General features: G+C 48.0%; 8 protein-coding genes. 3 read left to right on the plus strand and 5 right to left on the minus strand.

Translation table 11 applies throughout. The features are described from left to right. Positions 1-153: 153 nt before the first annotated feature. Positions 154-3,279, minus strand: a complete 3,126-nt coding sequence (locus AB3R30_RS25935) for a plasmid replication protein, CyRepA1 family (RefSeq protein ID WP_458652102.1) — start codon at positions 3,277-3,279, stop codon at positions 154-156. Continuing rightward, the gene (locus tag AB3R30_RS25940) at positions 3,276-3,653 is read right to left on the minus strand and encodes a hypothetical protein (protein WP_171576368.1); all 378 of its coding nucleotides are present in this window, start codon (positions 3,651-3,653) and stop codon (positions 3,276-3,278) included. Before AB3R30_RS25940 ends, AB3R30_RS25935 begins: the two co-directional genes overlap by 4 nt. A 549-nt stretch (positions 3,654-4,202) precedes the next feature. Here AB3R30_RS25940 and AB3R30_RS25945 point away from each other — a divergent pair. From AB3R30_RS25945 to AB3R30_RS25955, 3 genes are all read left to right on the plus strand, one after another. Then, the gene (locus AB3R30_RS25945; RefSeq protein WP_458652103.1) at positions 4,203-5,522 is read left to right on the plus strand and encodes an AAA family ATPase; all 1,320 of its coding nucleotides are present in this window, start codon (positions 4,203-4,205) and stop codon (positions 5,520-5,522) included. 2 nt (positions 5,523-5,524) lie between these two features. Next, positions 5,525-7,270 carry a tetratricopeptide repeat protein gene (locus AB3R30_RS25950; protein ID WP_458652104.1) on the plus strand — a complete coding sequence of 582 codons (1,746 nt, stop codon included), beginning with the start codon at positions 5,525-5,527 and terminating at the stop codon, positions 7,268-7,270. A gap of 197 nt (positions 7,271-7,467) precedes the next feature. Continuing rightward, a complete protein-coding gene (locus AB3R30_RS25955; protein ID WP_458652105.1) occupies positions 7,468-8,127 on the plus strand; it encodes a hypothetical protein in 660 nt (219 codons plus the stop codon). Between the two features lie 380 nt (positions 8,128-8,507). Here the strand turns inward: AB3R30_RS25955 and AB3R30_RS25960 are convergent, their stop codons facing one another. The 3 genes from AB3R30_RS25960 to AB3R30_RS25970 all read right to left on the minus strand — a co-directional run bounded on the left by AB3R30_RS25960 (position 8,508) and on the right by AB3R30_RS25970 (position 11,733). Next, positions 8,508-8,747 (minus strand): hypothetical protein, encoded by a 240-nt coding sequence (locus tag AB3R30_RS25960; RefSeq protein WP_458652106.1) that lies wholly within the window; start codon positions 8,745-8,747, stop codon positions 8,508-8,510. Positions 8,748-8,764: 17 nt separating this feature from the next. Continuing rightward, the gene (locus AB3R30_RS25965) at positions 8,765-8,998 is read right to left on the minus strand and encodes a GIY-YIG nuclease family protein (protein ID WP_458652108.1); all 234 of its coding nucleotides are present in this window, start codon (positions 8,996-8,998) and stop codon (positions 8,765-8,767) included. A gap of 278 nt (positions 8,999-9,276) precedes the next feature. Continuing rightward, complete coding sequence (locus AB3R30_RS25970) at positions 9,277-11,733, minus strand: CHAT domain-containing protein (protein WP_458652107.1); 2,457 nt, start codon at positions 11,731-11,733, stop codon at positions 9,277-9,279. Between the last annotated feature and the right edge of the window lie 99 nt (positions 11,734-11,832).

The raw sequence follows: 11,832 nt of genomic DNA on the forward strand, positions 1-11,832 counted from the left end.
AGTGATTGCTTCCCTGACTGGATACTCCTTCATCCTAGATGCACTATCTGTCGTTACCACCATTTAAATTGGTATTAGAGAACCACATTGGAGCAATTTGGTACTTTGTTCACCACTACAATGCATCCTTACCTGTTTAGCACTACCCCAAATTCAAATCACTGGCTCATCCACGGATAGAGATATCGTTGCTTCTCCTGGTTCAAAAGTTGGCTTGCTGCTGGCTAAAACGGGTGATTCAACGTAATCACCACCATTCCCATAATCCTGTAAGGCTGTGTTGAATTCTTCCTCCGTCGGGGATTCCTGGAAACTCCAGTCATCTTTGGAAGCCGGATCACCCGTGCCGTCTTTAAACTCAAAAACAACGGGTGATCCAGTCAAGGTCTCTTTCATTAAGGACTGCTGCTGAATTTGTTGACGTTTCGCTTGCCGTCGCTGAAGCACTGCCCACACGCAGATCCAATGATCCTGGTGAAGTTGGTAGACTCGCAATTTTTCACCTTCATGTCCTGCAACAGAGCGAGACCAGCAAGCCTGCTCAACTTTTACGCCTAATTGAGCCAGAAGTTGGTGAACGACTTGAGTGTCGCTCATCTTGTCAGAAATCGTCAGGTGCAGAGCGACTTTGATCTGTTTAGCGAAGGCTCTTGCTTTTGCTGCGTAAGGTTCCAAGTCATATTGAGTCCATGTCCACCCAGCCTGTAGCTTTGCCAGCAACTCATCGATTCCGATCACAGATCGGATGGTTCGTCGCAACTCCGCATTGGAAATATCCCAGGGGCAGTAGCTCTGGTTCCAGGTTGCCTGTCTCTCAAGGGAACGGGCAACCCTATCAATGGCAAGCCCTGGAAACAACTGTGCTTCCAGGCTAAGTAATTCTGCTCTGCGTCTGCCCTCGTTATCCCAAAGCACATTCTCAACGGTAATCGAATCCAGTGCATAAAACTCTTTGAAGTAATACCTGGAGATTGCCAGTGACTCTTCTGAACTGAGTCCTTCTTTCTGCTCCAAGGCTGCCACCTCTGTATAGGTGAGATCCTCGATCGCAACCAGTGTTTCAGCATCGATTTCCCGAATTTCCTGTTTGGCTGTTGCCAGCAAGAGTTTTACAGCAGGATCAGAAGTTCGATCCTCAACACTGACCTGATTTCCCTCAAACTGAAGTCGAACCAGCAATGCATTTCGGAGATGGTACATCGCAAAGTTTTGGTCGGCTGAAATTTGACAGTAGAGGTTTAGATGGGGGTCGTTCTGCCAATCGTACTGCGTTAAATCTCCTGCTAAATCTTCCCGCAGACCAGAGCGAATCAGCCGAACCGTCGCCGTTGTTTTTTGCTGTAAATGGCTTTTGATTTCTAGTTGGTTGGTGGATCGGCTCACCTTTGAAAAGTTTGTTCCTTTTTGATCACACCAAACCACTCGTTCCACGGGTTCTCGGACTCTTCCTAATGCCTGAGTCATGTCTGCATCGGTGCTTGAGACTCCCGTGAAGATGCCGTACACGGCTGCAATCACGTCTTTTGTTTCGATGCTGACTCCGGTTGCGACTGACGGAGAACAAATAATGACATCGTACTCATGGCGCTCTAAAACAGTATCTGGTGTTTGAATGAACTCCCGTTCACACTCTCCCCCACTGGTTTCGGAATTGACTAACAACAACCGCTTTTTGAGATGATGTTGATCAAGCAGTCGAGCGATCGCCTTACTGGTTCCCTTACTATCTGTCGCAATAAACACTGCCTTGCCGGGAGCAAGAGCTTTTACGGCAGCCATGATTTCACCCACGATCGTTGTGCGGTCTGAAGCCTGAAGAAAACGCACGGGATAACCTTCGGCTTGATAGGCGTTTTGAAGCAAGAAAACGGAATCATCACTGCCCCGTAAGGACTTGAGATAACTCATTGTCGCGTTATCCAGGTCCGCATCTGCGACAATGACTCGACGAGCGGCTTGAACGAGTTCCCGAAATCGTGCCAATAGTGCTGGGCGTTTGCCATCTCTAGCACAAGTGCTGGATGTCAGCAGATGCCGGAGAACTTGAACCACTTCGTCTAGAATCAAATCACACCCAGCAAACTTGTTGGGATCGATTGACAGCAGTGAATCCACACATAACCCAATGCGCAGGGTGTAACCTGCCCCAGTGATGAATGCTCCATTGACCTTATCCAAATCCCCTTTGTAGTCCAGCTCTAAACGCGAACACAGGTTTCGCATCAGGGCAATTCTGTGTCCACTGGCTAGAACTTTTTCGCCTGTCTCTACCAACGAATGAATGTATTTGGTTTTGCCAGTTCCTTTGGGACTGGCGATCGCGATGATGCCACATTTGGGAAGATTATTGAGCTGTAGATCTGATAGGTCTGCCGTAGTGAGCCGAATTGAAGCTGGATAAGTCAGTCGGCGCTCTAGTCGTTGCCAAATTTGCCAATGTTCCAGTGCGATCGCTTCTGAGTAGGCAGTATTCCACTCTGTCACTCCACAATTGGCAGTCAAATCGTCCACGCCTTTTCCTTGCTGGTGATCCCATGAGGCGACTTTAACCAGACAGCCTGATTGCAGCAGTAATCCACCGAATCGGTAAAGGGCTACGGCGACTCGGCGTTTAGCGGAGTCCTTTGAATCCTGGTCAAATGCAAAAATGAATTGTCTTCCGGGTGTAGCAAACCTGGCAACATCTGGAACTAATACCCTTGTGTCTCCTGGTTGCCTGGAATACCCTCCATTCACCCCATACAGCGCCAAAGGCACATATCCTGCACTCAATAGAGACAACCCCTTCTTGCCGCCTTCAGTTGGCACCATTGGAATTTCTGGATGGGCTTCAACCCAATCCCAGAATGAACCTTCCAGAGGAACTTGAATGCCATAGCGCTGGCTAATTCGTTGGCGAATTTCAGCCGGAACAGCAGGCATGTAAACTCTTGAGCCATTGCCAACAGGTGTTTCGTATTTGCGAGGTTTTTGCTTTTTAGAGTCAATTACTGGCTGACTCAGTTTTGCCTGCCAGCAGGAGCTATCCTCGTTGAGCAGCAAGACGGCATTCATTGTCTCTCGTGCTCGATGACCAAAGCGTGTGATGTGCCAATTTAGAGCTTCATGGATTGGGAAGCAAGGTTCTCCTCCAGGCAGTATTTCGGTGTCGCTGACAATCTGGGTTGCAACTTGATAGAGCGTAGGATGGATTGTGCTACCTGTGATAAACTCCCATTCTATTTTGCGAGCGAAATCAGCTTGTGGGAATGCGGATAGTAAAGGGGCAAGGGTCATCATGCTGCACCTCCCCACAGGTCAAGCTGAGTTCGTCTCGCCTCAGCGACTTGATTGACTGGTTGCGTGGATTCTGGTGTTGAAGAAGTTTGAGTCTTTGCCTGTCCTTTTGAATGGGGTGGCTTGGTTGAAGTTGAATTTGGTGAGTTTGAAGTGGAAGATTTCTCTTCTGGCAAAACGGCTGTTTGTTTCTGTTTGCATATCTCGGCTGGTTGCTTTTGGATCTGATCGGTCACGCTAAACGCTGTAGAAATCCATCCATGTTTTGGACATTTGGAGGTTGTGAGTCCTGGAATTTCCACAGGTAATTGGCAGATCTTGCAATAGCCATACGGATGCCGAGATTCTTCCTGAGAACCTTTGATCATATCTGACATTGATGTCTCTCCTATTGAGTGAGACAGCAGTAAACACCTGTCTCAATGCGAAGAGAGCAGAATCAAGTCATGCCAAATCAAAGAGCAAAAAAGTTGCCATCTAAGACAAATTGCTCCTAGAATATGGGCATGGCAATTTGGATGACCTAATTAGTGCCCTCGGAAAGCAATCAGATTAGAGTCTCCAATCCTGCTCGATTTTTGAATCACTCAACTGTTCTTTAACCCCCGCTGATTCTTAGTTGGGGTTATTCAGTTTTAGGGTTGGTCACATGAAGATTACCTCCTGTCTTGAAACGACAGATCTCCTCCTTAAGGAGGATTGCAAGTGAGAGTATGCTGGTTTAAGACGGCAAGTTTTAGCATCTCTAATCCTCACCGAGCAAAGTTGTCTCACTTTTATATACTTTTAACACTTTTGCGCTTTTTATGATGGGAAAGTATTGCTTTTGTCTTTTTCTGTCATTCCCGCGATCTAACGCTGAGATGTCGCTTGACTTGAGGGGTTAGAATTGGAGGAAATATAGTAGTGAAAAGAATTTATATCCTGTGAACAAAGAGGATGCCATTCGGTTGGTCGATCAACTCCTATCCCAGTCGGGCAGGAGTCTGAGCGATGTTGAGAAGGCGATTCTGGCTGGGGCGTGGGATGGAGAGAAGTACGAACAGATTGTCAAACAGACCCCCTATAGCCTCGCGCATATTCGACAAGTCGGGAAAAAGTTATGGGATGTGTTGTCCGAGACGATGGGACAATCGGTTACAAAATGGAATTTCCATCATGTTTTGGAACAGAAATTGTCCCCGGTTCCTGTTTTCGGGGACTGCGTACCCAACGTTCCTAGATTTTATGGTCGGGGCAAGGAATTAGCCGATCTCGAAGCGGCAGTCGATCGCAACCAGTGCGTCGTGCTGGTGGGCCCTCCGGGAATTGGGAAGACAGCTTTGACGGCAAAGCTGCTCAACTCCCTGTCTGCCCATGAATGGAACTGTGTGATCTGGAAGTCTGCTTACCCTGTTCCGCCGCTTGATTCACTATTAGAAGAACTTCTGGGCTTTCTGAGTGGGTCAGCAAACCCGGATCTAGATAGCGGGAAGTCAGAAAGCAAAGAATCGGGGAGCAGTGAGCCAACGACCAACGTAGTCTCTAAAAATTTAATCACTCGGCTAATCGATCGCTTGCAAGCTCGCCGTTGTCTGGTCATCCTGGATTCTGCCGAGTCGATGCGGGGGCATCAGGAATACCAACCCTTCTTGAGACACATGGTTGGAGCATCCCACCGCAGTTGCTTCTTATTGACCTCAGAGGAACCATTTGAGTCCCTAGAGCGTTGGCGATTGGGCGGACTGGCAGCTCAAACGTTGATCCTCAAGGATCTAGATCATGAATCTGCCAAACGTATTCTGCGAGACAAAGGCTTGACCGATGAGCAGAGCTGGCAGCAACTAATTGAAAAATATGGCGGCAATCCGCTGATTCTAGAGCTTGTGGCGAATGGGGTTAAAGATCTGTTTGGCGGGCATGTGAAAGAGGTGCTAGCCTACGTCACTACCTTCTATACCGATTTAATTGAGGAACTCCTGAATCGACAGTTTAAGAAATTCGAGGATCTAGAAAAGCAAGTGATGGCTGCTTTAGCGCAAGCCCAAAAGCCGCTCACCTTCGCAGAACTCCTGAAAGATCTGACTAAGGAGGGAATATCATCCTCGGATTTAGTGCAAACGTTGGACTATCTGGACAAACGGTCTTTAATTCAAATCGTTAGAAGTGATGACCAGCTCACGGTGTACCAACTGAATTCGATCGTCAGGAAGCATACGCTGAATCGGCTGGAGTCTAAGGCTACAAATTTACCCCCTGTGGTTTGACTGTGAATAGCGGCTGGTGCATCAATCCTGACTGTGCTCATCCAAACGAACCCGGAGAGGCTGACGGTTGCCAGTGGTGCGGCACTGATCTCCTGCTGGCGGGTCGTTATCGAGCCATTCATCCTCTACAAAACGAACGCCATCCTTTAGCTTCAACGACTCTGTTTGAGGCGATCGATCAATCGACGGGGAACCAACCCAAAGTATTGAAAGTGTTGTGTGAACCCTCACGGGCAAAAATTGCTCGGTTGGAGCAGGAATACAACGTTTTAATGCTGCTAGATGCCCCTAGCAAGATTCCCAGCGCAGACCTGGATGGTTTCTTCTCAGTGCCAACGCCTTCGCTTCCTGTCCATTGCCTGGTGATGGAAAAGATTGCCGGACAACCTCTCAATCAATGGCTAGAAGCAGGCAATCGGTTGTCCCAAGAGAACGCCCTGATCTGGCTGCGTCAACTTATTGAAATCATCGCCATTGTTCACGATCGCTTTTATTTCCATCGTGATATTAAACCAGATAACCTAATCCTCCAACCGAATGGGCAACTTGCTCTGATTGATTTTGGAGCCTGTCGTCGGATTTCAGAAACCTATCTGGTTAAATTACGTATGGGAGAGACTCCCCACTACGTTAGCCCCAATAGTTCCTATAGCATTACCGCTGTCGGCTCTGCCGGGTACAGTCCCTCTGAACAACTGCACGGACGAGGCGTTCCCCAGTCTGATTTCTTTGCGATCGCCCGTACCCTGGTTCACCTGCTGACCGGAAGGCATCCCGCCCAATTGCCGTTAGACGAATCTGGGCAACTCTTGTGGAGAAAACACGCACCCCAGATTGCCAGACCCCTTGCCGATTTTCTGGATGAACTGCAATCCGCTTCCTGGAGAAAACGCCCTTCAGATACCGAAATAATTTTGCAACGGCTAAATCGTCTGCCTCAGCGCATTCGACGGTATCAGCTATTCATGTCAACCCAGTTTAGAGCAGGTGCAGCACTTGCTGGAATTTTGACGGCGGCTTCATTCATTTGGGGGGTGAATAGTTGGGCAGCTTACCAACAACTATTCCAAGCGCGGCAACTGGCTGAACGAGGTGCACAAAACCAGCTTGGAGGAAAGCTAGAGTTAGCCCGCCAGAACTATCAACGGGCGTTGGGACTTGATCCGAACTTGCCAGAGGTGCATCAGAACTTGGCACTCCTCTGCCAGGGTGAGGGGAATGTGCCCTGCGCGATCGAGCATTATCAACAGACATTGAAACTCACACCCGACAATTGGCAAGTTCACTACAATCTAGGGAATCTATACGATGAGCAGGGTGACTATAGCCATGCGGAACGACATTACGGGTTAGCGATGCACGCAGATAACCGTCTTGCGATAGATGCTGCCAATAACCTGTCTCGGATAAACATTATTAAGGGTGATTATAGTGAAGCTGCCCTGCTTGCCGCTCAAGCGCTCAAGCAAACCAATGATTTAGTCTCGCAAGCGGCGTTGCTGAAAAATTTGGGTTGGGCTACCTTGAAACAATTTGATTATGGGGATGCCTTGAGATACCTGCAACGAGCGAAAAAACTAGATCCGCAACGGGCAGATATCTACTGTCTTCTAGCTCAAGCGCAAGAAGCTCAAGGGTTTGAGGTAGAAGCAAAGCAAAGTTGGAAAAATTGCCTCCGCTATGACTCAACGGCTGGATTACCAGAAGTGAAAGCGTGGCGCGAACGAATTCTCAATCGTGTTTTGTGAGACCAAAAAGCCTGATCAGGCGTGTGCTATTCAAAATTTGTTCGATTATGAGATTAAAAAGGACTACTTTATTCATTGCAATCCCCCTCTTTTTTGCAAGCATTTTATGCGATGGATTGCTATCAGCCTCTAAAGCAACTTCTTCTTTCTGTCCTGCGGTTGGTCGAGTCCTATCAAAGGGTGATTCTAAATTGCCTGTGGGACGCTTGATTTGTATGGGAGAAAAAGTTCAGCTAGCCCAATTGCCTTCCGTTAGGGTTCTTTGTTTTGTGAGTGGTCGAGTCAATCAATTTACGACCGGGCAGGTTGTCAGTCAGACTGAAGGCTGTAATGCTCCTCCCCGGAAGACGCAGCCACTACGCCGCTGCGGAGCGCAAGAGATCTACCTTTGTGTTCGACCCAAAGGACCCGATGACCAAACGCTGGCTCTGCGACTCACCTATCCCTATGAGCGAGTGGTTTCCACCAAGACTCCTGCTTTAAGGTGGCACCCAGAGCCTCAAGCTCACCATTACATGGTTCAGGTTGAAGGGAAAGGAGTCAACTGGCAACAGAAAGTCATCTCTTCTTCGCTGATCTATCCCAAAAAACATCCGCCTCTCCAGCAGGGGCAAGCCTACAAAATTACGATCGCTGCCTACAGTCGACAAAATACTCTACTTGGCGTAAAACAGAGTGTATTGAATGTGCTATCTCACTCTACCGTTCAAACCATTAATGACAAAGTTGAGCAGAGCAGAAGGCTAAATCTGAGTGAGGATGAAGCGACTGTGCTAGACCTGACCAGCATCTATTTAGCTCATGGGCTGTTACATGATGCCGTTGTGGCGCTTCAAGCCCGCGCTGGTGCGGGTTAGTCGAACCCCTCTTCTCTACCGAGTTTTAGCAGATTGTTATTTGGCGGTGGGTCGGTCAGACCTTACCAAGTCTCAGTATGAGAAGGCGATCTCGCTAGCAAAGGCGGTATCGGATCAAGACGTGTTGATGAGTGCTCAAGCTGGGTTAAAACAATTGAGCAATTAATCTCTGTGGTCTTTTCAGTGCCAGAAGTCAACTGCTAGGCTGCTTCAGCTTGATGGTCATTGCGATATTGTCGGAGTAAATAAACTTGTTCCCGCTGAACACCCACTTGACAGTCCTCAAAACTGCTGGCATCAGGGTCAAGCAGAAACGTAATCGCTAGTTCGACTACAAACTCTGGTGGAAACTCATACTCGATCGCGTACTGCTCAATTCCCTACTGGATTGAGTGCGGCAAATGAGCGAGAATGTTTTGATTTGGAGACATATCGACCGGGTCTTTATCGTCTAGACCCACGCTGATTGATGCCGACTCCAAGAAATAGCGGATGGCTAACTTCACCACGGACTCTAGTGCGAGATTCGTCTCAACCCCATAGACTTGGAGTGCCGACTGAATGCGCTCCGGCAGGTAACCCAGAAGCTTAGCCTGGTTGGTCGCGTTAGTGGTCTGCATCGATCAGTCCTCTCATGTTAGCGATCGCTATAGGGCGGCTGAATTTGCCCAATCATCACTTGCTCTAACTGATATGATACCCGATTCCACTGATAGTCCAGAACCACACAGGCAAGCCGCACGTCATCAGGGTCCATCCGATCAATAAACGCCCATCCCAAAGCCTTGTGTCCACCCCTTAATCGCGCCCGAATACTGGTGGTTTTGCCAATATACAAAATCCCTAAGGTTCGATGCTTAAAGGCGTAGATACCAGGACGAGGGGAAGATCATTAAATTTCTTACTCAGAGGATAACAGTCGCTAAATGGAGTTCCACTCAGCACATCCAACAGACGCTGTGCTTCCTCCACAATAAAATTGGGGTAATCGTCCATGCGCGAATGCTTGCCTCATCAGTCCGCTTGCATTCTCCACCACTCCGTTGCCCCAGTAAATAGCTGCGGTAGTTAAACATTCGATGAATCATCGATTTTGCCAGAGCAGAATTCTCTTTGACGACAATCTGATTCAATTCAACGGACTCAACTTTAAAGCCAGCTTCCAACTAGGAGAAAGGGTGCCCAGTAGTAGGGATGGTGAGTCTCTTCTCCTTTTAGAAGCATCAACTGGGCTGTTCTAAGAGCCTCTGCCTTGGGCTGCCCATCTGCCAGGTTTTTATAGAATTGGTACATGAACACTGCGGTTGATGAAGCGTCAACACGCCATAGAGAAGCCACTGTACTCCGTGCTCCTGCCTGTGTCGCAAGTCCTGCAATTCCGAGTGCAGATTTTCGATCGCCCTTTGCGGTTTCACAGGCGCTCAATACGAGCAATTCAATGGAGGCATCCTGTTCCGTGCGCCGCTTGACCAATTGATAAATTTGTTGAACATCAATCACTTTATCCCAGGCGAGCAAAAAGGTATCTTCGCGTGAAGAACTGAATTGCCCGTGGGTAGTCAAATGTACTACAGGAAAATTATTCTTTGCCAACTCAGCCTGAAAATTGGCGGCAGTAAAATCTGCGTTCAGCAGAATGGTTGAATTGGTTGCTTTTCTCAGGTCTTGAACTTCTTTTTCAACCTCTGGAAGCGGCTTGAAATCTTTAGGCACTTGCGGAAGTACAAAGCTGGGAGCCTTTTGACTCAAGCCAGCAATCAAAGTGTTGGGTGATCCGAGCGGCAGCGATCGCGGTTGCCGAAGTTGTCCCCCTAATGTTGTGGCAATACTATAGTTTTGAACCAAATAATTCTGCCCATCATGCATCAGAGCCATTGGAATGGTTTGAAGTAGCGAATCAGTCGCAAAAACCAATGTCCCTTCTGATGGCAAATAGCCTTGCTGCTGGGCTGGTTCAATGAGCTGCTGGTAAAGGGCTTGAGCAAAGGGGAGAAATATTGGTTCCTCCACTGCCACAAATTCATCACTCTGCAAATTGGTGATTAAATTCGTTGCATTATTCTCTACTTCGGCTGGATTGGCTGAGTAGAAATGAAGCGAGTTATCTTGTGTTTGTGTAATGACCCCGATCCGATCGCCCAGATTTAGAATATAGAAAACAGTTGTATTTTTGGGCAGGCTAATTTGATTGAGTCCTACAAGGTCTAGATCTCCACATCGAAGGAAATTCTCTAATTCCACCTGCTGTAATCGCTGCGTGACCAAAACTGCACGCTTCAGATCGGGTTCCTGGGGTGGTGTTAACAGCAAGCGGAGGTATTCCCGATAAACAGGCTCAACTTGCTCACGGAACGAAAGTTGGACTTCAGGGTTAACCGCAAGGATATTTCCTCTCACCTGGTCAAGCGCGGCGATCGCGGTTTCATACGCTTGTTCCGCTCGTTTGAAGTCTCCCCGGCGACTATGGATTCGTCCGATCGCTCGCTGCCATTGGTAAACGGCATCCCAGGCGTGAATGGATTGTGCTAGCGTTGTTGCCTGTTGAAAGGTGCTTAACGCCGTTTCTGGTTGCCCACGATCTAGCAACAGTTTGGCTATCTCGCCCTGAGCATAGGACAGCGATCGTGGATTCTGAAGCCCCTGAGCAAGGTCTAGCGATGACCTGGCGTATTTCATCGCACGCTCATATTGAGTTAACAGTCTTAAGCTTTCTGCAATCTTAATTTGAGCGTAAATGGACTGCTCCGGTGGAATTTCAGAAAAAGATGCTGATTCCAGTTTTGCGAGGCTTCGGTCAAGCTCTGCCTGCACGGTTTGCTTGAGTGGTACTTGAAGATTACGCTTCTCAATCCATTGCTTTGAAAGCACCAGTATTCCCAGCCGATTGATTTGAGCAAACAATTGAGAACGGCTATCTCCGCCAACCACCGAGACTTCACGGTACAAATCTAATGCTTTTTGTACTCGTTGCTGCAATTGAGATTGAAGTGTCAGCCGTAATTCAGGATTATCTGTGCGATCGTAGCGATCGCAATCCTCTAAATAAAGCGATCGCTCAACATTTGCAAGACTGAGTAGAAGTTGCGGAACCGAAACCGAGTCAGATCGTTTCCCTTTATCTAAAGTTTGAGAAAGTACGACGTGTGCCTCTTTCAAGTGTCCAATAACCCGAAGCACATCCCCTAAGCTGTTGAGTCCTGCTACGGTCGCAGGCGTTGATGGAATCGCTGCAATGCTATCAGTTAGGTGTCTGAGGTCTTGTGGCTCTGATCCATTGCTTTGGCATAATTTATTTTCCAGAGTAAGCGTCTGGGTAAGAGTCATACAAGCCTGCGGATACAGACCTAGAGCTTGCATTGCAAGGCTCTGATTGACTTTGCTCCCAATCACACCTTCTGATTTCCCCAACTTGCGATAACCAGCCTCAGCGTTTTTCCAATTCTGGAGTGCTTCTCTAGGATTCCCCTTGTATAGCTGTTCAAAGCCTTGTTTGTTTAGTGCTGAGGGATCGGGTTCTGCTGCGATAAATGGAACCCGCCAAGCAGCTAGGAGGCTAAGACAAAATCCTAGAAGACCGACCAGGATGAATCTAAAAACTGACTTCATTGCACAGGTGACTCTTTGATATTAACTCAAGTTGCTAGTTAGAATCGGCAGCAGGCGCAAAACAAATAAAATCTCTCCAAGAACTTGTAACGCCTGGAG

This window comes from Sivoneniella epilithica UHCC 1019 (assembly GCF_040830845.1).
GTDB lineage: Bacteria > Cyanobacteriota > Cyanobacteriia > Leptolyngbyales > Leptolyngbyaceae > ULC077BIN1.

Coding starts and splice junctions, on each gene's coding strand:
- AB3R30_RS25970 (WP_458652107.1), bottom strand. CDS start 11,733: ATGAAGTCAGTTTTTAGATTCATCCTGGTCGGTCTTCTAGGATTTTGT.
- AB3R30_RS25940 (WP_171576368.1), bottom strand. CDS start 3,653: ATGTCAGATATGATCAAAGGTTCTCAGGAAGAATCTCGGCATCCGTAT.
- AB3R30_RS25935 (WP_458652102.1), bottom strand. CDS start 3,279: ATGATGACCCTTGCCCCTTTACTATCCGCATTCCCACAAGCTGATTTC.
- AB3R30_RS25960 (WP_458652106.1), bottom strand. CDS start 8,747: ATGCAGACCACTAACGCGACCAACCAGGCTAAGCTTCTGGGTTACCTG.